The organism is Leisingera sp. ABM4_103 (genome assembly GCF_056158685.1).
In genome coordinates, this window is record NZ_JBSWTU010000004.1 from 1 (window position 1) to 22,834 (window position 22,834).

General features: G+C 60.7%; 12 protein-coding genes and 1 pseudogene. 4 read left to right on the top strand and 9 right to left on the bottom strand.

Annotated elements, in window-relative coordinates; translation table 11 throughout:
- Positions 1-242, top strand: a 242-nt coding sequence (locus ACXAED_RS00965; protein WP_475046194.1) for a hypothetical protein, incomplete at its 5' end; no start/stop codon positions are given.
- 51 nt (positions 243-293) lie between these two features.
- Here the strand turns inward: ACXAED_RS00965 and ACXAED_RS00970 are convergent.
- From ACXAED_RS00970 to ACXAED_RS00980, 3 genes are read right to left on the bottom strand one after another with little or no spacing between them, the layout of a single operon-like run.
- Complete coding sequence (locus ACXAED_RS00970; protein ID WP_475046195.1) at positions 294-1,319, bottom strand: adenylate/guanylate cyclase domain-containing protein; 1,026 nt, start codon at positions 1,317-1,319, stop codon at positions 294-296.
- On the bottom strand, positions 1,312-1,647 hold the full coding sequence (locus ACXAED_RS00975; RefSeq protein ID WP_475046197.1) for an Hpt domain-containing protein: 336 nt from the start codon (positions 1,645-1,647) through the stop codon (positions 1,312-1,314). The genes ACXAED_RS00970 and ACXAED_RS00975 overlap by 8 nt, the downstream gene beginning before the upstream one ends.
- Positions 1,644-6,458, bottom strand: a complete 4,815-nt coding sequence (locus tag ACXAED_RS00980) for a GAF domain-containing protein (protein ID WP_475046198.1) — start codon at positions 6,456-6,458, stop codon at positions 1,644-1,646. The genes ACXAED_RS00975 and ACXAED_RS00980 overlap by 4 nt, the downstream gene beginning before the upstream one ends.
- 434 nt (positions 6,459-6,892) lie before the next feature.
- Between ACXAED_RS00980 and ACXAED_RS00985 the strand changes: the two genes are divergently transcribed.
- The 3 genes and pseudogenes from ACXAED_RS00985 to ACXAED_RS00995 form a co-directional block, all read left to right on the top strand.
- Positions 6,893-7,945 carry an efflux RND transporter periplasmic adaptor subunit gene (locus ACXAED_RS00985; protein WP_475046199.1) on the top strand — a complete coding sequence of 351 codons (1,053 nt, stop codon included), beginning with the start codon at positions 6,893-6,895 and terminating at the stop codon, positions 7,943-7,945.
- 10 nt (positions 7,946-7,955) lie between these two features.
- Positions 7,956-10,997 carry an efflux RND transporter permease subunit gene (locus ACXAED_RS00990; protein ID WP_475046200.1) on the top strand — a complete coding sequence of 1,014 codons (3,042 nt, stop codon included), beginning with the start codon at positions 7,956-7,958 and terminating at the stop codon, positions 10,995-10,997.
- Positions 10,998-11,323: 326 nt separating this feature from the next.
- Positions 11,324-11,717, top strand: a pseudogene (locus ACXAED_RS00995) (IS5 family transposase); the annotation flags it as partial.
- A 482-nt stretch (positions 11,718-12,199) separates the two neighbouring features.
- Here ACXAED_RS00995 and ACXAED_RS01000 read toward each other — a convergent pair.
- The 6 genes from ACXAED_RS01000 to ACXAED_RS01025 all read right to left on the bottom strand — a co-directional run bounded on the left by ACXAED_RS01000 (position 12,200) and on the right by ACXAED_RS01025 (position 22,774).
- Complete coding sequence (locus ACXAED_RS01000; RefSeq protein WP_475046202.1) at positions 12,200-15,928, bottom strand: HYR domain-containing protein; 3,729 nt, start codon at positions 15,926-15,928, stop codon at positions 12,200-12,202.
- A gap of 1,033 nt (positions 15,929-16,961) precedes the next feature.
- The gene (locus tag ACXAED_RS01005) at positions 16,962-17,753 is read right to left on the bottom strand and encodes an alpha/beta fold hydrolase (protein ID WP_475046203.1); all 792 of its coding nucleotides are present in this window, start codon (positions 17,751-17,753) and stop codon (positions 16,962-16,964) included.
- Between the two features lie 853 nt (positions 17,754-18,606).
- Positions 18,607-19,596, bottom strand: a complete 990-nt coding sequence (locus ACXAED_RS01010) for a glycosyltransferase (protein ID WP_475046204.1) — start codon at positions 19,594-19,596, stop codon at positions 18,607-18,609.
- Positions 19,593-20,591, bottom strand: coding sequence for a glycosyltransferase family 2 protein (locus ACXAED_RS01015; protein WP_475046205.1), 999 nt, complete (start codon positions 20,589-20,591; stop codon positions 19,593-19,595). Before ACXAED_RS01015 ends, ACXAED_RS01010 begins: the two co-directional genes overlap by 4 nt.
- Before the next feature lie 20 nt (positions 20,592-20,611).
- Positions 20,612-21,535 (bottom strand): glycosyltransferase family 2 protein, encoded by a 924-nt coding sequence (locus tag ACXAED_RS01020; RefSeq protein ID WP_475046206.1) that lies wholly within the window; start codon positions 21,533-21,535, stop codon positions 20,612-20,614.
- 3 nt (positions 21,536-21,538) lie between these two features.
- Positions 21,539-22,774 (bottom strand): oligosaccharide flippase family protein, encoded by a 1,236-nt coding sequence (locus ACXAED_RS01025; protein ID WP_475046208.1) that lies wholly within the window; start codon positions 22,772-22,774, stop codon positions 21,539-21,541.
- Positions 22,775-22,834: the final 60 nt, after the last annotated feature.

Below are 22,834 nucleotides of genomic sequence, written 5' to 3' on the forward strand. Positions count from 1 at the left end.
TGAATATGGTATCTTGGAACGGCAGAGTGAACCGCATGGCCGAAGGAAAGGCACCCCGGGCCACAGGTGCAAACAACAGCATTAATAGGCCAAAAGAAGACGTCCAGCGGATCCGGCCGATGCGGCAGGCGCAAAATCATATGTGGAGCAAGCTCATTAAGGCAGCACCGGAAAATTCGCCATTGTTCGGGCGGGTTGCTGCATTCAGCTGGGGCCGTGTGGAAGCCGCCCTTTATCAGTAAAAGCCGCTTTGCAGGCATCCGCCGGGGAAGGGCGGCGCAAATGCCGGCGGATCACAGCGCAAAAATGTCCTGCCGCTCGGAAAATCCCTTAAACTCCACTTGCTGAATTTTTTCTGCCACGGAGGGATCCGGCAGGCTGTTCCGGGTTTGCATGTCAACCAGGATCCTGCGCCCGGAAGCCTTGGTGTGCGCTTCCAGCCGGGCTGCCAGGTTCACGGTCTTGCCGACACAGGTGTACGCGGCCCGCTCGTCTGTTCCGGCATAACCCGCCACCACTTCCCCGGTGGCAATGCCGGCTCCCAGCCGTATTTCCGGTGAGCCAGCCGCGCTCTGCTGCTGATTCAGAACCGCTATCATGCTGAACATTTCCTTGGCCGCGGCCACCGCGTTCAGCGCCGGGTTTTCCAGAGGCCGCGGCGCGCCGAACAGGGCCATCAGCCCATCGCCGATCATCAAGTTCACTATACCGCCGTTGCTGCCGACGGCGTCGAACATCAATGTGTAGTATGTGTTCAGCAACTCGATGGTGGTCTCTGGCGGCAGGTCCTCGGACAGCGCCGTGAAGTCGCGGATGTCGCAGAAAAGGACTGATGCGGTTATCCGCCTGCCGCCAATGGCAAAGCCGGAGTTCTGCAGGTCCAGCGCCACCTCTTGGGTTGCAAACCGGTCCAGCAGCCGTTTCTGTTCATCACGCAGGCGCTTCTTTTCCAGGCTTGAGTTCAGCCGGGCGCCCAGCAGCACCTGGTTCACGGGCTTGGGCAGGTAGTCCTCCGCGCCCAGTTCAATACAGCGTACGATATTGTCCAGCCCCTCCAGCGAGGAGGTGACAATCACCGGTATATCGCGCAGGTCCGGGGCCGCCTTGATCGCCGCCAGCACTTCGAAGCCGTCCATTTCGGGCATTTCGATGTCCAGCAGGATCAGGTCAAACGCCCCGGTCCTGAGCTGTTCCATCGCGATCTTGCCGTTTTCCGCGGCCTCGGCCCGGTGCCCCAGCAGCTCGACATTGCGCGCAAGCAGCAGCCGGTTGACCTTGTTGTCGTCCACAATCAGCACCTGCCCCTGGGTATCAGCCATCCAGCAGCTCCCGCAGCGCAGCACCGGCGCGAATGTGCTCTGCATCCAGCGCGGCAAGATCCGGTACCGGACCGCTGAGCCCAGACAATTCCATCTGCCGCGCCAATTCCGCCAGCGCACTGGCGCCAAAGGTGTTTGCGTTGGACTTGAGCGAATGCGCTGCGCGGCGGAAACTGTTGCTATCACCCGCTGCCGCCGCCTGCTTCAGTTCCGCAATCATGCCCGGCGCCTCTTCCAGGAAGGTGGCGGCCAGTTCCGCCGCGAAATCCGCGCCGGTGGCGGCCTGCAACTCGGCAAAGACGGCGGGATCCAGGGGGCTGCCGCTCATGGGGTTTCCTTTCCGCGCGGTTGAATACCTTCCAGCGCCTCAATCAGCCGCTCGACACGGATGGGTTTGGCGATGTAGCCATCCATGCCCGCCTCCAGGCACATCTCCCGGTCGCCTTGCATCGCATTTGCGGTCATCGCAATGATCGCGGGCCTGTCGTCATCGGTGTATTTTCTGGTGATCCGCCGCGCGGCCTCCAGCCCGTCCATTTCAGGCATCTGCACATCCATCAGCACGACATCGTAGACTTGACGTGCCACGCTTTCCAGCGCCTCGATCCCGTTGCTGGCAAGGTCGGCGCGGTAACCCATCTGCTCCAGCAGCCGGACCGCCAGCTTCTGATTCACCAGATTGTCTTCTGCCAGCAGGATCCGCAGCGGGTGGCGCGCGGCGAGTTCCGGATCGGTCATTGATTTGCCCGCCGTGCCCGCCGCAGCCGGAGGCACAGGAGCCGAGGCAAACAGCCCGGCCAACGTATCGAACAGGTGCGACTGGCGCAGCGGCTTCGCCAGACAGGCCGCAAACAGCCCGTCCTCTGTCCCCGGGGCGCGTTCGCCAAGGCTGCTGAACAGCACCAGCGGCAGGTCGTTTTGCGTCTGCCTGATCCGGCGCGCCAGCGTCACCCCGTCCATTCCGGGCATATGCATGTCCAGGATCGCGAGATCGAATTCAGCATCTGCCGCCAGCACTTCCAGCGCCGCGCCGGCGGAGGCGACGGCGGTTGTCTGGGTCCCCCACTTACGGGTCTGCGCGGCCAGAATCTTGCGGTTGGTTTCGTTGTCATCCACCATGAGAATGCGCTTGCCGGCCAGTTCCGGCTGCTTGCCCAGAAGGCTGCGGGCCTCCGGTTTCGGCAGTCCGGTCGGTTCTGCAAGGATGGTGAAACTGAACACTGATCCCCGGCCCGGCCCCTCGCTGGCTGCCTGCATTGTGCCGCCCATCAGCTCTGCCAGCCGTTTCGAAATTGCCAGACCTAGCCCGGTGCCGCCATATTTCCGCGTGGTTGAGGAGTTTGCTTGGCTGAAGGACTGGAACAGGCGGCTCATCCCTTCCTCAGACAGGCCGATGCCGGTATCGCGGACCTCGAAATGCAGTTTCACCCGGTCATCTGCAGGCGGCTCTGAGGTGACTGACAGCACCACCTCGCCGGTGTCGGTGAACTTGACCGCGTTGGACAGCAGGTTGAGCAGGATCTGCCGCAGCCGGGTCAGGTCGGTGCTGATGGCAGGCGGCACGCTGTCGTCCATGATATAGGCGACATCCAGCTGCTTTTTCGCAGCCCGCCCGCTGATCAGGTCCAGTGCGGTTTCGATGCAGTCGCGCAGATCAAATGGGTGCGCCTCTATGGCCATTTGCCCCGCCTCAATCTTGGAAAAATCGAGGATCTCGTTGATGATCCCCAGCAGCGCGTCGCCGCTGTCGCGGATGGTCCGGGCATAGTCGGCCTGCTCACCGTCCAGTTCGGTGTCCATCAGCAGCCCGCTCATGCCGATCACTGCGTTCATCGGAGTGCGGATTTCGTGGCTCATCGTGGCGAGGAATGCGCTTTTTGCCTCATTCGCCATTTCTGCTGTGGCGCGGGCCTCCTGCACTTCCTGGAACAGGCGAACATTGCCGATGGCGATAACCGCCTGGTCGGCAAAAGACTCCGCCATTGCAATCTCATCCCGTGAAAACGCACGCGCCGCTTTGCGGATGAACCCCAGGCCGCCGATACACTCGCCATCCCGCAGCAGAGGAAGCATCAAGGAGGAGCGGAAGCCGCTGGCGTGATAGATCCGGCGGTCCATCGGAGGAAGCTTCACTTTTGACCAGTCGGGAATGTGCAGGATCTTCTTTCGGGTATAGGACTGCGACGGAAAGTTCTGTGCCGGGTCGATTGGATGCCGGGTCTGGTTGATTTCATCTTCCACACCGGCAGGCGACGCCACCGCCGCTTGCCAGAACTCTTTGCCATCGCTTTCAGTAACAATGGCCAGGTCGCAGGAGATCAGTGATACAGCGAGGCGCACGATCTCGTCGAAGACCGGCTTGGTGTTGGTCGGCGACTTGCTGATCACCCGCAAGACATCGGCACTAGCGGTCTGACGCGCCAGGGCTGCCTGGGTCGCGTTGAACATGCGCGCATTTTGAATGGCGATAACCGCCTGGTCGCAGAAACTTTCTGCCAGCCGGATTTGCTCGCTGGTGAAGGCGCGTTTGCTGTCCGCACGCGAAAACGCAAGCACGCCAACGCAGCTGCCGTCGCGCAGCAACGGCAGGTACAGGCAGGACTGCAAACCGAATTTTGCCACGGTTTCAACTTCATGCGGAGGCAGATCCGCTTCGGCGAAGTCCGGCACATGCACCATCTTTCCGGTTTCAAAGACCTGGCTCGGGAAATTGAGCTTTGGATCAATCGGAACCGGTTCGGGGTTTAAAGTGTCCATCGGCCCGGTCCTGCGCATCCCCGCGACAGGGGAGAAATGATCCCCGTCCCGGATCAGCACTGCGGCCCCGTCGCAGTCCAGCAGCCGCACCCCCGCCTCTGCAATTGCCAGAAACACCGGTTTGGCATCCTCCTGGGCGCTGCTGATTACCCGCAGGATATCGGCGCTGGCGGTCTGGCGGACCAGCGCATTCTGCAAATCCGTGAACAGCCGCGCATTGCTGAGTGCAATCACCGCCTGTGCTGCGAACGTTTCGAACAGCGCGATCTGCTTCGGGCTGAAGGCGTTCTTGCGGACATGGGCCAGCGTGATCACGCCAAGGGTTTTGCCGCCCTTGATCAGCGGTACTCCGAGGCTGGACAGGAACCCGCCCTTGCGCGCTTGCTCCCGCCAGCCGTAATCGGGATCGGCCTCAATGTCGGGAATATAGGTTGTTCGGCCGGTCAGCGCGGCCCGTCCGGTCGTCGTAGCCATTCCCGGCACAAATTCCTGTTGCGCCAGAATCTCCTCGAAAATTTCATTGGCATTGTGAGTGACGGCCACTTCATAGGCGCCGGTTTCCTCGTTCAGGAGCGCTACATAGGCAACTTCCGGGCTGCAAATCCGCACAGCTACCTTTAACACCGACTGCAGCACCGGCTCCAGCTCGTTGGGTGAGCGCGAGATCACACTCAGCACCTCCGATGTCGCGGTCTGATACTCCAGCGCTTCGCTCAGTTCAGCTGTGCGCGCCTGCACCTCTTCGAACAGCCGGGTGTTGCTGATTGCGATCACCGCCTGCGAGGCAAAGGTCTCCAGCAGGCCGATTTGCCGTTGCGAGAAGGCTTGCGGCTGGCTGTGCGCCATTACAATCACCCCCAGGACCACACCATCCTTGATCAGTGGCACACCCAGCGTGCTTCTGAAATTGCCGATCCCTGCCGCTTCCTTCCAAGTGTAGCTGTCGTCGTGCAGCGTGTCGGCTACATAGACCGTCTTTGCGGTCAGAGCAGTCCGGCCGATACAGCTGCCTTCCCCCGGTGCAATCGGATTGTCCTCAAGATAGCGGAGAAACCGCGGCCGCACGTTGTGCGACTGGCTGATCCGGTACAACCCGTCTGACGCGTCCAGCATGGCAAAAAACGCATACTCAGGGTCGCAAAGGCGGGAGGCCACCTGGAGTATGGCGGCCAGCACTGGCTCCAGCTCATTGGGCGAACGCGAGATCACGCTCAGCACTTCTGATGTCGCAGTCTGATACTCAAGCGCCTCGCTCAGTTCCGCCGTGCGTTCCTGCACCTCCTCGAACAGCTGCGTATTGCTGATCGCAATCACCGCCTGCGCCGCAAATGTCTCCAAAAGGCTGATCTGTTTCTCTGTGAAGGCGCCGGGCTGCGCGTGGCCAAGGGTAATGACCCCAGCCACGACACCATCCTTGATCAGCGGAACCCCCAGCGCCGAACGGAAATTACCCTGCTTGGCCGCAGTCTTCCACTTAAACCCTGCATCAGTCTCCGTATCCCTGATATACACGGTCTCCTTCAGCAGCGCCGTCCTCCCCGTGCAGCTGCCGGTTTCAGGTTCAAACGCCTGCTCCGCTAAGAAATGGCGGAAATCCGGTGTCATGCCGTGCGTCGCGGCAACCCGGTATTTGCCGTCGGTGTGATCCACCAGTGTCGCATAGGCGGTCTGCGGCCTGCAGATATCTGAGGCCACTTCCAGAATGATGTCGAGCACCGGCCTGATTTCGTTGGGTGAGCGCGAGATCACCCCCAGCACCTCAGACGTCGCGGTCTGATGCGTTAGCGCTTCCTGCGTATCTGCGAAAAGCCGCGCATTGCCGATGGCGATGCAGGCCTGCTCTGCAAAGGTTTCCAGAAGGTTGATGTCGGCCGCCAGGGCAGCCCTCCCCGTTGGCCACCCCAGAACAAGAACACCCCAAATGCCCGGCCCGGCCTTTACTGGGACGGCAACCATCTCCTTGTAACCGAACTGCCGCGCCGTTTTGCAGTCCGAATAGTCCGGGGCCTGGGCATCGGCCAGATGAACTGTACGGCCCGTGCGAATTACCGGCCCGGTAATGGATCCCTCAACAGGCGGCGCCGGGTAATTCGCCAGGTAGCCGTCCATGAACGCCTGCCCGAAGCCATGGCTTGCGCAGTAATGGATCATGCCGCCGCTATAGCGCCACAGCATGCAGAATCGTGCCCCGCACAACTCACTGGCGTTCTTAACTATGGTGTCAAAAACCGGCTGGATGTCTTCCCGCGACTGCCCGATTACCCTTAGGATTTCGGAGGTAGCCGCAAACCGCGCCTTTTCCTGCGCCAACTGCTGCTCAAGCGCTCTTACAGCATCTGCAGGAGGGATCTGCGGCTCTGATTGCGTTCTTCCGTATCCCATCAATAAGCAAAATCCGGTTGCCGGCAGTCCGGTGCAAATTCAGGATTTTGCCTAAGGCTGGTCTCAAATCTTAGCGGATTTTCGGGAAATATCACAGATTTTGTTGCTCAGCCCGCTCGCCGCGCCTCGGACGGGGTCATCAAATTGCGCAACGCTGTGCAAGCGGTTGGCCTCGTGGGCGGATGCAACCAGCGCTGAGCGCAGGCATGCTGTTCAAGTATGACGCTGTAATGCGGCGCGTCAAACCGGGTCTTTCTGAACGGCGCATTGTCCGAAGATTTCTTTCTCTTTGTGACACTGCTCACAGAGAAATCCCGGCAAACTGGCTATGCCGCACCAGTCCCGGCATCTTGACTTGCACCAGAGCTTGCACGGCCTGTAACTGTCACGTGACGCGGAACAGCAAGAGAACTGCCCCAACAGGAGTGATACGCATGCGCTTGCCCAACTCATTTGCATTTGCCGTGGCCTTGGCTGCGGGGTTTGGCGCCTTGCCTGCTGCTGCCATGGCCCAAGAGGGTCTGAAACCGGTCAAACTGCTGCAAACTTCCTCGGAAGCATTGCTTATGGAACGGCAGTTTTTTGGCCAAGTGGCGGCCAAGCAGACAGTGGACCTTGCGTTTCAGGTTTCCGGGCAAATCTTAAGATTTCCAGTAACTGAAGGCAGTGCAGTGGCGAAAGGCGGTTTGATTGCCGAACTTGACCTGGAACCGTTCGAACTGCAGCTGGAGCAGGCGCAACTTAGAAAGGAACAGGCTGACCGCACCGTAGCGCGCCTGAAAAACCTGACTGGCACCGTCAGCCAGGTCTCAATCGACGACGCCGAGACCGAGGCAGGGCTGGCACGTGTGGCGCTGCGCGATGCGGAGTATGAATTCGAGCACGCCACCCTGGACGCGCCCTTTGATGCGCTGGTGTCCAGCCGCGAGGTGGAGCAATTCACCACCGTCAGTTCGGGGGCTCCCATCGTGCGGCTGCACGACATGTCTGAACTGTACATCAAAGTTGGTGTGCCCGAAGTCCTTTTCCAAAGAGCGGAGGAAAGCGATATTCTGACGATTTCCGCAAACTTCCCTGGCCAGGAAACTGAGTATCCGCTGGAAATACTGGAATATGACGCCGAAGCCAGCAGCGTCGGCCAGACCTATCAGGTGACATTCCGCCTTTCCCCGCCTGAAGACCGCCAAATCCTTCCGGGAGCATCTGCAACTGTAAACGTGCGCGTGAACACCGGCGATACAGGCATCAGAGTGCCCGCCACTGCCTTGGTTACTGCAACCGATGGCAGCACCGGTGTTATGGTCTTTTCTCCTGCGGGCGCTGCGGAGGGCACCGTCGCATGGACCAAAGTGGAGGTTGAAGCCACTCAGAACGGAGAATTCCGCGTGGCGGACGGCCTTGCCGGAGATGAAGAGATCGTGCTGACGGGAGGCGGCGCACTGAAAGACGGTCAGCAAGTCAGACGCTTTACTGGCTTTGGGAACTGAGGGCAGGCTGATGGACATTGCACGCGGGTCGATCAACCGGCCTCTCTACACCTGGATTATCATGCTGGCTGCTCTGCTTGGCGGCATCTGGGGTTTCCTGAATTTGGGCCGCCTCGAAGATCCGGCCTTCACCATCAAATCTGCGGTCATCGCGACACAGTATCCCGGTGCCAACAGCGAACAGGTTGCGCGCGAAGTCTCCGAGCCCCTGGAATCCGCGATCCAGAAAATGGGCGAGGTCAAGCTGATCACATCCGTGAATCAGCCCGGCTTTTCCCTGATTGAAGTGGAAATGCAGGATACTTTCGACGGCACCGAATTGCCTGCCATCTGGACCAAACTGCGTGCGGAAGTCCGTGATGCCGCCCGCGCTTTGCCCGAGGGCGTCAGCCAGCCCGTTGTGAACGACGGTTTCGGCGATGTGTTCGGCCTGTTCTATGCGGTGACGGCGCAAGGTTACACGGACGCTGAAAGGCATGATCTGGCAACCTACTTGCGGCGTGAACTGCTGACGGTGGACGGGGTGGCCGATGTTGAAATCGCCGGATTGCCGCAGGAGGCGATCTTTGTCGAACCTACGCTGGCTGTTTCGGTCAATCAGAATGTTCCGATTGACGCGGTGAGCAGCGCTCTGGCCTCATCCAACTCGGTCCGCTCAGCCGGCAGCCTCGACGCAGGGCCCGCAGAAACCCTGATACGTGCGCCCGAAGGTTCGGACTCTGTCTCCGAAATTCAGGGCCTTGCGATTGGCTGGCAGGGCGAGGTGGTCAACGTGATCGACATGGCCGATGTGCATCGCGGCCGCATTGACGACCCGGATCTGATCATCCGCTTTGACGGGGTTGAGGCGTTCACCCTCGGTATTGCTGGCCTTGCCACCGAGAACATTGTCGAAGTGGGCAAGAACGTTGACGCCAAGCTGGCGGCACTGGACAGCCAGATCCCCTATGGTGTCGATCTGAAACCGATCTACCAGCAGCATGTGGTGGTCGAGCAGGCCTCGAACGACTTCCTTGTGAACCTCGCCATGTCGGTGTCCATCGTGGTGATCGTGCTGGCCTTGTTTATGGGTTGGCGTGCGGCTGTTGTTGTGGGCACCACCCTGCTGCTGACCGTGGTGGGCACGCTGTTCTTCATGAACATGTTTTCGATCGAGATGGAGCGGATTTCGCTCGGCGCTTTGATCATTGCCATGGGGATGCTGGTCGACAACGCAATTGTTGTCGCAGAGGGGATGCAGATCGCCATGCTGCGCGGCAAGTCCTCGCGCGAGGCGGCGCATGATGCGGCTTCGAAAACCCAGATTCCGCTGCTTGGCGCCACGGTGATCGGCATCATGGCCTTTTCCGGCATCGGTCTCAGCCCGGACGCCACCGGCGAGTTTCTGTTCTCTCTGTTTGCGGTGATTGCCATTTCGCTGCTGCTCAGCTGGTTCCTGGCACTGACGGCTACCCCGCTGCTGGGCCACTATTTCTTCAAGCAGGGCAAGGAGGGGGACAGTGATGCCTATGGTGGTATCCTGTTCCGAACCTACGGCGCAATTCTGCGGGCGTCGCTGAAGCTGCGATGGATAGTCGTCGCTGGGCTGATCGCCGTCACCGTGGTCTGCTTTATCGGGTTCGGACAGGTGCGGCAGCAGTTCTTTCCGGATTCCAACACACCGCTGTTCTTCGTCCACTACAAGCTGCCGCAGGGTACCTCGATCCAGACCACCTCTGAGCATCTGAAAGTGTTCGAGGACTGGCTTACTGAACGCGAAGACGTGGTTTCTGTGGCGTCCTTCACCGGTCAGGGCGCAACACGTTTCATGCTGACCTATTCCGCCGAAAAGCCGAACCCCAGCTACGGGCACCTCATCATCCGTACGGAAAACCTGGACGCAATCCCGCTTCTGCAGGCGGAGCTGGAAGAATTTGGCCAGTCCAAATTCCCTGAGGGTGAGTTCCGCACCAAAAGGCTTGTCTTCGGCCCCGGCGGCGGCGACCCGATCCAAGTGCGCTTTTCCGGGCCCGACCCCCGCATTCTGCGCAGTTTGGGCGAGGAAGCAATCCGGCGGCTGGAAGCGGCCTCGCCAAATATTCTGCTGCCGCGACATAACTGGCGCGAACAGGAGCCGGTCCTGAAACCTGTCTACGCCACTGATCGTGCGCAGACCGCTGGTGTCACCCGCGAGAACATCGCCGACGCGCTGAAATTCTCCACTGACGGCCTGCAAATGGGCGTGTTCAGGGAGCGTGACCGGCTGATCCCCATTGTGGTGCGCCGCGCACCAGAGGATACATACAATATCTATGATCAGGTCGTGTTCTCTTCCTCTGCCGGAAAGTTCCTGCCGCTGGAGCAGATGATCGACGGCATTGATGTTGAGGTGGAGAACACTCTGGTGCATCGCCGGGACCGGCTGCCGACGCTGACTGTCGGTGCGGACATTCCGCCGGACATGACCGCCGCGACCGTTTTTGCCGAGGTGCAGGAAACAATTGAGGCAATGCAGATACCGCCCGGCTACCTGATGGAATGGGGCGGCGAGCATGAAAGCTCGGGCGACGCCAATGAAAGCCTTGGCAAGCAGCTGCCGGTGACGCTCCTGATCATGGTGCTGATTTCGGTGCTTTTGTTCAACGCGATCCGTCAGCCGGTGATCATCTGGCTGCTGGTGCCGATGTCGGTGAACGGTGTGGTGATCGGGCTTCTGGGCACCGGTTTCCCCTTCACCTTTACCGCGCTCCTGGGGCTGCTCAGCCTGTCCGGCATGCTGATCAAGAATGGTATCGTGCTGGTCGAAGAGATTGACCTGGTACGCGAAACCGGCAAGCCGCTGCGCGAAGCCATTGTCGAGGCCTCGGTCTCACGTTTGCGCCCTGTAATGCTGGCGGCGGTGACCACTATCCTCGGTATGGCGCCTTTGCTGACTGACGCTTTCTTTGTGTCTATGGCGATCACTATCATGGGCGGTCTGGCCTTTGCCACTGTGCTGACGCTGGTGGCTGCGCCGGTTTTCTACCTGATCTTCTTCAGGGGTGTTGAAAGGCGCGAAATGGCAGAGGCCTGATCATATCCTGCAACTCGACCATCAATGCCCCGGCGGAATGCGCCGGGGCTTCCCTGTCAGGATTTGTTCGCGGGCCAGTTTCGGTCTTTTTCGAGTTTCAAAGCCACAAGACCACCGGCCCGGAAAACGCGATTGCGAAGGAATAGCTGCAATTCTAACAGACCGCTCCCTCTCAAGGACTTCCTGCCTGTTTTTCGGATGATCCCGCTCAGGATAGGTTGCCTGCATAGGCAGAGTTGAAGGCGCCTGCTGCGTTGCGAGGAGTCTAATTGCACAATGCCAAGGGTGTTGCGCTTAGGCTCAGGACCCATTGATTTCCGCCAAGAGGCATGAACACGAAGCTGCACGCCGTCTGCGACAGCCTGGGGTCGACCGATCAGCTTCTCTGCCACTGCCGGGCAGGTCAGCGACTACATCGGCGCACGGGCATTGGTGAGCAGCCTGCCAGATGTCGATTGGCTGCTGGGGGATCGCGGATACGACGCTGTTGGGTTTAGAGAAGCGTTGAAAGACAAAGGAATACGCCCCTGCATCCCTGGCCGGAAGCAACGAAAGAAGGCTATCAGATACGAAAAGCGACGATACAAACGGCGAAACCGCATCGAAATCATGTTCGGTAGGATCAAGGATTGGCGTCGGGTTGCAGCCTGATACGACAGGTGTCCCAAGGTGTTCTTGTCTGCCATCGCTCTCGCTGCAACCGTCATGTTCTGGTTATGAAACGATAACGTGTCCTGACCCTAGGGAGCTTTTGAAACCGTCTGTTCGCTGCAGGTCTGCAGAAGACGCGGGACGCGCAGACATCGCCGCCTATTTCAGTCGCGGCCAATGCCCCTGCATCAAAAGTGGGATGAAGTTCGCGCACATGTCGCCGGAAATTTTTCAGTGCAGCAGGTTTCACCGAAGCGGTCATCCAAAACCTGCCTGCGCCATGATTTTCAATCGCCATTCGCTGCGGCCTGCGTCAACAATCAAGACGCGGGAAAATGGCGTCGATCGCATATCAAGGGCAACTCACCGGAAAGGACGCCCCGGCAGGGCGGAATCAGCCGGGGCGATCAGGAACTGGGTTCTGCGCCGATGGGACTGGGACGCGGCGGGCTGCGCCGGCTTGCCCCGCGGCCGGCAATCCAGAGATTGCGGCTGCCGCGATGCCGCAGACCTACGCGCTCGCTGCATCGCGTCCCAGGCGGGGCGGCGGATCAGAACGCGCGGGTGTAGCCGAAGCTGAGGCCGTAGCTCTCATAGCCCGCGCTGCCCAGACCGTCGTAGCGCAGCGCCACCGACAGTTCGCCACCGTTGTCCCAGACCCGGGTGAGGCCGGCGTTCAGCTTGCCGCGCCAGCCCGAATAAGCGGGGAGCACGGTCTCGGCCACCGCGGTGCCGCTGGCGGAGGACCAGACGCCCGCGAACCCGCCGGTCAGCAGCAACTGCCCCGTTCCCAGCGCCACCGGCCGCGCCATGTCGAGACCGAAAGATGCCTGGCGCAGGTGGATCTTCTGCGCCCCCACCAGATTGCCGAGGCTGTCGGTATAGGCCTTCTGCTCCTCGTTCGCATAAGCCGCGTCGAGATAGGGGGTAAGCCGGACGCCTGCGCGCTCCAGATCCCCCGCCAGGCGCAGCTGCGCCAGCACGCGGGTGGTGTCGAAGTCATCCTCGTAGGTGCCGAAGGGGGCGATGCTGTTGCTGGAGCGGCCGTAGAGCAGCCGCACGCTGGCATAGAGGTGCTGCCCGTCCAGGCGTGCCACCGCGTAGGGCCCGGCCAGCCAGCCGGTGCCGCTGGCGGAGCTGGCGCCGTCGTCCTCGCTCTGGTGGTCGAACTGCAGCATCGCACCCAGCAGGAGTCCGTCTTTCACCATCAGATGGCCGCCTGCCGCGCCGAAGGCTTGGCGGCTGTCCGCGCTGCCGTTTTCGCTCCAGGAGCCGCGCAGCTGGAACCAGACCGGCTGGCCCGTCCGCGAAGCAAAGGCGAAACTGCCAACGCCTCTGCTCACCTGCGCCTGGGCCGTGCCGCTGCCGGCGCCTGCCTGCGACAGGAAGCCGGTCAGCTCAGGCTGACTGGAGATCAACTGGTTAGCGCGGTTGTAGAGGAATCCTGCGATCTTCTTCTGGGTTTCGGTCACCGTCGTGTCCGCAATCACCAGCGTGTTGGAAGCGGTGGTATCATTCCCTGCCGCATCTTCAGCTGCGCCTGCGGGCACTTGCACGCGGATTTCACCGCTGCCGGTTGCGCGAAGCTGCGCCTCGTAGATAGCGCCGGAGCCGCTCAGCCCGGTCACCGCCGCGTTGCTTGCGGAGATGTCCGCGGCGGTGAAGCCGGTCACGTCCTCGCTGAAGGTCACGGTGAGCGTGAAGCTCTCCTGATAGCTGATGCCGTTGACCGGGCCGCCGCTGATCACCACGTCCGGTGCAGTGGTGTCAACCGTGGCGGTAGCGCTTGCAGTCGCCGAGCCGGAGCCGCTGGGGGTGGAGACGATCACGTCGCCGCTGGGCTGCGCGCTGGCCGAGGTGGCGCTGTAGGTGCCGGTTGCGCTGCTGCTGGCCGCCAGCGGCCGCATCGGGCGCGCCGCCGTGGTAGCAGTTGCGGTGGTCTCGACCTGGGAGCCGTCCGGGAAGGTGACCGTGACCAGCGCACCAAGCGCCGCTGTGCCGGTGACGGTGACGGTCCCATTGCCATTTACGGTGACATCGCTGATCGTCGGATCGGGCAGCGGGGAGCCATCTTCGACCGTGACGGTAAAGCTGACCTGCACAGCCGCATTGCCGTCGCTGTCGGTGGCGTCCATGGTCACCGTGGTCTCGCCCACCGGGAAGTCGTAGGTGCCGGTCAGCACGGTGCCTTCGACCGCGTAGGTGATCGCCGGATCCGTGCCGCTGTCATCGCTGACAGAGCCAAGACCGGTCACATCCAGCGAGACGCTGCTATCGCCAGCAGCCGCGGTTGCGGTCTGATCCTCGGGCGCCGTCAGCACCGGGGCTTCGTTGCTGGACACAGTCACGGTAAAGCTGACCTGCACCGCCGCATTTCCATCGCTGTCGGTGGCGTCCATGGTCACCGTGGTCTCGCCCACCGGGAAGTCGTAGGTGCCGGTCAGCACGGTGCCGTCCACGGCGTAGGTGATCGCCGGATCCGTGCCGCTGTCATCGCTGACGGAGCCAAGACCGGTCACATCCAGCGAGACGCTGCTATCACCAGCAGCCGCGGTTGCGGTCTGATCCTCCGGTGCCGTCAGCACCGGGGCTTCGTTGCTGGACACAGTCACGGTAAAGCTGACCTGCAGCGCCGCATTGCCGTCGCTGTCGGTGGCATCCATGGTCACCGTGGTTTCGCCCACCGGGAAGTCGTAGGCGCCGGTCAGCACGGTGCCGTCGACCGCGTAGGTGATGGCAACTGTGTTATCCGCATTGTCCGCGCTGGATCCCAGACTGGTCACGTCGAGAGAGGCGCTGGCTTCACCCGCAGCGGCCTGGATCGTCTGGTTTTCCGGCGCGGTCAGCACCGGGGCCTCAGCGTCGCTGACGGCGACGGTAAAGCTCACCTCGGTGGCGGCATTGCCTGCCGCGTCGGAGGCGTTCATGGTCACTGTGGTGTCTCCAATGGGGAAGTCATAGGCACCGGTCAGGGTGGTGCCGTCCACCGCATAGGTGATCGAGGGCGTCACGCCCGAGTTGTCCGCCACGGAGCCGAGCGCGGTCACGTCAATCGACGCGGTTGCGGCGCCTGCGTCCGTGCTGGCGGTCTGGCTGCCGGGGGCAGTGAGCACCGGGGCTTCGGCGTCGCTGACGGTGACGGTGAAGCTTACTTCGGTGCCGTCATTGCCTGCCGCGTCGGAGGCGTTAATGGTCACTGTGGTGTCTCCAATGGGGAAGTCATAGGCACCGGTCAGGGTGGTGCCGTCCACCGCATAGGTGATCGAGGGCGTCACGCCCGAGTTGTCCGCCACGGAGCCGAGCGCGGTCACGTCAATCGACGCGGTTGCGGCGCCTGCGTCCGTGCTGGCGGTCTGGCTGCCGGGGGCAGTGAGCACCGGGGCTTCGGCGTCGCTGACGGTGACGGTGAAGCTTACCTCGGTGCCGTCATTGCCTGCCGCGTCGGAGGCGTTCATGGTCACTGTGGTGTCTCCAATGGGGAAGTCATAGGCACCGGTCAGGGTGGTGCTATCCACCGCATAGGTGATCGAGGGCGTCACACCCGAGTTGTCCGCCACGGAGCCGAGCGCGGTCACGTCAATCGACGCGGTTGCGGCGCCTGCGTCCGTGCTGGCGGTCTGACTGCCGGGCGCGGTCAGCACCGGGGCCTCAGCGTCGCTGACGGTGACGGTAAAGCTCACCTCGGTGGCGGCGTTGCCTGCGGCGTCGGAGGTGTTCATTGTCACCGTGGCTTCCCCGATTGGAAAGTCGTAGGCGCCGGTGAGCGTGGTGCCATCCACCGCATAGGTGATCGTGGGGGTCCCGCCAGCGTTGTCCGCAACCGACCCTAGCGCGGTCACATCGAGCGAGGCGACCGCCGCGCCCGCATCCGTGTTGGCGGTCTGGTTGGCGGGGGCGGTGAGCACCGGGGCCTCGGCATCCGTGACGGTCACGGTGAAACTCACCTCGGTGGCAGCATTGCCCGCGGCGTCGGAAGCGTTCATCGTGACCGTGGTGACGCCGATCGGGAAGTCAAAAGCGCCGGTGAGGGTGGTCCCGCCCGCGGCGTAGGTGATTGATACGGAAGTGTCGGTGTCGTCACTGCCGGAGCCGAGCGACGTCACGTCAAGCGAGGCCGTAGCCGTGCCGGTGTCGGTATTCGCGGATTGATCGGCCGGCGCGGTCAGGACCGGGGCGGTGGTGTCGGTCAGTGGTGTCGTGGTGTGGCCGTTGGTGCTGAATTCGTGATTGCCCACAGAAAGGCCGTCTGCGTCCTCCGCGAGGGTGAAGGAGAAACCCATGTAGGTGTCGTCTGCAAAGGTCCCGTCGGCGCCATTCTGAACCAGATTGGAAATATGCGATACGTTTGCCCCAATACAGCCGGCGATGGCACTTTCGGTTATTGCGGGGGCACCGTTATCAATTGAGCTTGCGCTGAAATACGCCCCGCCCGCAACGTAACTTAAATTTACGGAGACATACCCGTTTTCGAGATTGGCATCAATATATGAATCAATAGCGCAGCCATTACTGCCTGTGTAGTAATTGTTGTAGCCAGCATCTGCGTTCGTGAACGCGAATCCGAAGGACGGCACGAGGCTTAGCAATGTCAAGCTGCCAATGCGTGCAAAATAATCAAGTTTCAATTTAACGCTCCAAAACCACGGTTTTCCGCAACTCCACTCCTTAGCCCGGAGAAGACTACTCAATTGTTAACAAGGTAAGCATGCAGAGCATCTTTCCGCGGTAAAAATGTCGTAAAAAATCAATACCATGGCGCGAACTCCTGGCCCTGGTTCGCGGTTCGCTCATCGGGTTACGCCGCGTTAATTGCGCCATTTGGCTGTAATGAGGTTCAGGTGGGGCGGTCCCGAAAACGGCAACTTGGGTTGGATTGCAAGCAACCGCAGCTCAAGGATCCAGGCCGCGCGTTCCGCCCAAGAGGGTGAGATGGCGTAACAATACTCCGCCGCTTCACGTCCTATGCTGGTTTTTGAACGCCTGACCAAAGGGTTGAAAACATGACGGCAAACAGTCGTCCGATGACCTATGTGGGCCTGAACGTCTCCCTCAGAAATCGAAAAGGTGAGGTGTGATTGAGCAAAGCGGCCATCCGGGCAGTCATAGCGAATTCATACTTCGTCCCGCATTCTGTGAATTTGAGCTTTCATTGTTGCTGCGTGATTCATGAATGGCCGGATCTCCCGCTGTGCCGCGAAACGAGGATTTGTGCGCATGCAGAAAAACCGGCAATGTGCGCGCATGCAGAAGAAACTCGAGAGATCCGGTATGGGCTCACTGCCGCCGCATGGCGGCAGTGAGCCCAATTAGTCCCTAAGTTAAGGCAGTTAGGACAATCGGATTAATTACATCCGGTTTGGTCATCGCTGCCATGTGACCACCGTGCTCAATCTGCTTGAAGTGCCATTCAGGAATATGCTCTTCCATCAGCTCGACTATCTCACGAATGGACCGGACCGTATCACTTGCTGATATAACAGTCGTATCGTTGGGCAAATCCCTCTGCCATTCAGCAAATGACTTTACCTCATTCATCACGGCATCCCATTCATGGAAGTTTGGAACTAAAGCGCGTGCGAATTTGGCTTTTCGATCATCAGGCATAGCATCCCAACTTCCAGCGCCGGTCCAATAATCCGCAAACACTGCAGCGGCGGTTTCCCATGCCCCGGATTTCCCATTGGACTTGATCGTATCCCGCAAAATGACCGCTTCTTGGTAAGCTTCGAACCGTCCTGATTTTTCCAGAAGATAGAATGGATTAGGCTCGATGAGGACCAAACGGTGAACTTTGTTCTTGAACATAGCAGCCGCCATCATCGCAACACTGCCGCCGAATGAGTGTCCAACGATCGAAACCTTGCCAGCTCCTTTAGGCAAAAGGGGTTCGATTAACCTAGCGTGGTCCGCCAGTCGTTGTGTGCCATCAACTTCCCATGACCGGGTGTCGCCATAGCCAAACAGGTTGATTGCAATGGTATGGAAATCGTTAGCAAGCGTCTCCATCAGGCGCCGCCATTGTTTTGCACCTGCAACACTTGAGTGAATAAGGATTACCTTTTCGCCACTTCCCAATTCGATGAAGTCGGTCTCTTCTAGCTTCATTGTCAGCCTCCAAATGGCTTAATCAACTAGATGTAACATAAGACTGGTAAATTCAGAACAAGCCCAGGATCCGGCGAACCCTCATCGGCAGCTTCGTCCGGCCGCCTGGTCACTCGATGCCAGCTTCATGCTGCGCCCTTGACGTGAGGCAGTTTTCGGTCGCGGCAGCGCGGCGAAAATTGCGCCCTGATCTGGCTACTGGCATGGATTTGCAAAGCGTGCATTCTGCGCTCCGCTGCCCCCTGCGCATACCGCAGCATCACATGAGGCAGCTTAGCCCTGCCGCGGTTCCGCTTCCGGGAAGAGACCCAGATGTTTCGCACGCGCAGCATCGTTGGCCCAGGGTCTTCGGTCTACGGCCGCTTTGGGCTGCCTGCTGTCATTCACGCCTGGTGCGGCGAATGCCCGGTCAGAGCTCATTTTACCGATCTAGCATTTGCAGCAATTTGCATTTGCAGCGAATTTGCGCAAGTTATGCCAACCCAAAGCCGGTTAGGAGGGAACGCAGAAACTGTTGCACGGCGGCCTGCAAAACCCGACCTTGCTCCACTTCGGAGCACGATTGAAACTGAGATCAGGCGACTAGGAATAGACAGCCTTTAACAGAAGCGTCAGCGCGGGCCTTCTAAGAAGTCGGAAATGTACACAGAATATGCATCGGCCAGAGGTGTTCCGCCAGGTAAATCGTTGGGTGCGGGCAGCACCGTTCAGGCCGGGGCGCCGCCGGTAGGTCGGCAGGCTCCACTCTTCGGGAACCTAGAACACGCGCCGGCCAGATCGAAGCTGACGAAGCGTTCTCAGATCCGTGCAGTAACTCTCGGCGCTCAAAAACACAGCCCGCCGGTGAACTCTTTCACTGTGAAGCAATGTCAGGCGACAAAAACAGCGTTCTCCAACAGTCGGAAAAATGTCTTTCGTAGTTGTGAGCGTGCCCTGGCCCGCGGGGGCTCGGTGGTGCAGCAAAAAGCTCCTCTAGTGCGCTCTGCCAGGGTTTAATTCCTGCGCCGTCAACCAGTGCGGCTCCATGGGGCAAATGATCCGTAAGTCCATCGACGTTGCTGACAAGCAGCCTGCGTCCCGCTGCCAGGGTTTCAATCGCAACCAGTCCGTAGGCCTCCCATCGCGACGGCATCATAACCGCGTCAAGACCGGCCATGGCTGCCACCGGATTGGACGAAAAGCCTTTGAAACGAATGCGGGGATCACCGGCGGCAAGGTCACGGAGCATCCTCTCCTCCGCCCCCTGCCCGTAGATATGAAGGGCAAGGTTGGGGTCGCTGAGTTCGCGGAAAGCCTTGATCAGGATATCGAACCCCTTTTGCGGTTCCAGCCGTCCAATGGCGCCGATTGTTTTCACCGCGACCTCTGGCGGTGCCAGTTCCCGGAAAGCAGACAGATCAACGCAGGAGGGAATGACATGCAGAGCGTCCGGCCGCACGAAACCCTCATCCATCAGCCAGTTCCCCTGCGCGGCACTGACGGCAACGACATCGTGGAACAGGGCATATGAAAGCTTGAGGAGAGCACCGAACCGCCGTTTCCGCCTGACATTCAGAGCTGTGAAGCTTTTGGTGTAACTGTGCTCGACATGAACAAGCCGTGCAGCGGGGTTCAAGACACGCAAGGCGGCCAGCAAGGGTAGAAGGCGCCAGCTGATCGCAAGATGCGAAACGATCACATCCGCTTCCACCCGCCCTATGCAAAGCCTGTTCCGTTTCACCTCCAGCAAACTGTGATCAGTCTCGCGCGTAAGATCAGGCGTTGTCATCATGTGGCCGACGACGCGCATCACACCGCCTGCAGTGGTGTCATCAACCAGGTGGGTTACGCGGATAACGGTCATGACATTGCCTCCGTCCGGTGTGCCCGTGCGGCCAAGTCTATTGTTTTCTGCAAAGCCTTCGGCCCGGTCACGGCAAGCAGCCCAGTCGCCGCTAGGGTTGCGCCGGATTTCAACGGCTCCTCCCAAAGCGGCCGCAGGGAACAGGCGAGCCACGCCCTGGCAAGACGTACTGCGCGGCGGCTGTCCAGATCGCTGATGGCGCGACGGTTGAGGTAGCGGAGCTGATATGCCCGCGCCGCTTCTGTTTCTTCCGCAAAAAACTTGGGGTTGAACTGAGAAAGCTTGCGAACCATCCGCTCCCATGCGGCAAGCTGGCGGTCTGTCGCCGCCGAAAGCCCGCCTGAATTGATCCGGTAGCGTGTGAGCAGGCCCGGGATCCCCTCAAACGCCCAGTTGGTCGTCAATGCGATCCGCAGCCAGCATTCGATGTCCTCGGATTGGCGGAAAGTCTCGTCGAAATACCAGTCGCGCTCGGATTCAGACCGGGGCCGGAAGGCAATTTCGTCAAACACTGCCCGCCGGATCACGGCCGCAGAACCGTTTCCGACCGGGTTGCGCTTGAAAATGTGTTTGGCATCAATGTTTTGCAGCCGCGGCCGCTGCGCCTGGCCCGTAAGGGCGCCATCTTCCGAGATGAAAGCAGATCCCGCATAGCTTACGCCTACATGGGGCTTGGCCTCCAGATGGCTGATATGGCGGGCCAGCTTTCCCGGCTCCCACATGTCGTCTGCGTCGCAAAACGCCACCACATCGCCCTGTGCGCCAGCAATACCCGCGTTCCGCGCTCCAGCAAGGCCGCGGTTTTTCTGGTGAACCACGCGAAACCGCGGGTCGCTGCAGAAGCCCGCAGCAATCGCGGCGGTTGTGTCTGTGGAGCCGTCATTGACCACAATGACCTCAAACTCCGTACAGGTTTGCCTCTGCAAGGAAAGAAGAGTGTCAGCGAGCGTTTTCTCGGCATTGAAAGCAGGAACGACAATCGATGTGAAGGCCATGGTTGTGAACCTCGAAAAAGTTAACGGGAAAACAGGTTCCGGCGCAGCGGCCGGGGCAGGAACGGCGCCAGAAGAGAGCCGGCCAATGTCAGGCCGCCCCTGCGGAACGGGGAGAAAAATCCGCGCGGGCTTTTGAGAATGCCGGACACAGCTTGTTTCAGCGCATAAGCCGGAGCCCCATTCAGACGAAGCGCCCGGCGGGCAAGGTAGCGGTGGTGAATAGCATGAGAGGCGGCGCTCGGAACCACGCCAAATCCGGCGGCGGTTGCTATTGCCTGTTCACGGCCTGCCCGCATTGCCTCAAGATCCGTCGACAATCCGCCAACGGAAGTGCGGTAGTAGGTATGCAGGCTGTCAATTCCGGTCACCCGCGCGCCGCCGCCAACCAGGCGGATCAGCCACTCCAGGTCTTCGTTGTGGACCATTGCCTCGTCAAAGCCGCCGGTCGCCGCAAAGACCCTGCGCCGCACGGCAAAGTTCGACATAGTGCAGACCGGGTTTTCCCCCAGCAGCATGGCGATGGTCAGATCCTGCACGGGAACTGTTGAAAACACGCGGGCATCTGCCGGGTTGGCGCGGAAGAAACCGATCCGTCCATAGGCACCATCGACGGACCCCTGCCGGAAGCCCGCACGGAGCTGCGACAGCTTATCCGGGTGCCAGATGTCGTCCGCATCGCAGAACGCGATCACATCACCGCCGGCGTGCTCCATAGCGCCGTGGTTGCGGGCTGCACTGGGGCCTTTCCCGGTGTTTTGCACCAGCTGGATCCGGGCATCGGCGTCGGCAGCGGCCCGCACCAGGGCTCGGGTCTCATCCGTGGACCCGTCATCAATCACGATCGCTTCCCAGTCGGTGCAGGTTTGTGCCTGGAGCCCGGCCAGAGTTTCCCGGATCGTGGCGGCAGCGTTGAAGCTGGGAATGACTGCGGAGAAATACGGCATGGTTCAAACCTCTGCGGTGCGGTGGCGGAAGGCCCTGGAAAGGGTTGGCAGCGATGCGCCCGTCATCATCAGCGCGGCGACGACGGCATAGCCTGTGGCGACCGCTGTCAGACCATGGGGCGCAAGCAGGCAGGTGTTCAGTATCAGCGCCCCGGTGGTAGCAAGCGTGACCCGGAATTCCTGGCCTGGATTGCCGTTTGCCCGCAGCCAGCCCGCGGTTGCGGACCACAGCGTGGTCGGGATCGCAACCAGGCACAGGATCGACACAACACCCTCGATGCCTGCCCAACCCTCTCCGAACAGGACCGGGACGTAGAGCGGGGCCAAAAGCGACTGCGCGATGACAGCAGGTGCGATGATCCCGATTGCCAGCAGCACGCTCTGGCGCAGCGCTTGCAGCTTGTCCGCGCTGGCACAGAGATGCGGGAACAGAACAGTGGAGAAAGCCACGGTGAAGGAGTTGGACAGGCTGAGACCGGCATTGAAGGCCATGAAATAAAGGCCAAGCGTCTCTGCCCCCATCAGGGCGCCCACGATAACCTTGTCGGCCTGCAGGCGCAGCGCCTTGACCAGTTCGACGCCCAGAACCGCCCATCCATAGGCTAGGAACGGGCGCAGCGGCGCATAGCCTTGGGACGGATCGGGGCTCCACGGATGCAGGCGGCGCATGGCGACCAGCCAGAACGGCGCTGTCAGCAGGCGCGGCAGCACCAGCGCAAGGGCAGACGGCCAAAGCAGCGCCAGCACCACCGACATCAGGTTTGATGCCACGATCTGCGTGCCCGAAATGGCGGCAGTCTGGCGCAGCTTTCCTGCCCGCATGGCGAGGCCGGCCTGCACCAGTCCGGCGGGCATGAACAGGTATTCGCCTGCCAGAAGAAGCACCAGAGCCAGCAGCATGACGCTGCCGCCGCTGGCATAAAGCACAAGCCCTGCCAGCGACTGAAGCAAAAACAATCCGACGCACCATGCCCAGAAAATGCGGTGCGCGGTGGCACAGGTCTGCTGCAGCTGAGCCTGCGGGGCCGCGATGATCTTTTGAATGACGCCGTTTTCCGTCAGCGACTTGACAATATCGGCCGCCGCCAGGGCAGCCGCGGCAATGCCGATCTGATCCAGGTCGAGCGTGCGCGCCACCGCGACAACCACCAGAAGCCGCGAAACCTTGGCTGCCGCCTCAGACGCGCCGTAGGCAAAGAGGTTCTTTGCGAAGGAGGGAAATTGCAGGGTGCGGGGCATAGGGACCTGTCCATAAGGCTGTTGGATCAAGTCATACCGGGCGTGAGAACCCGCTGTCCC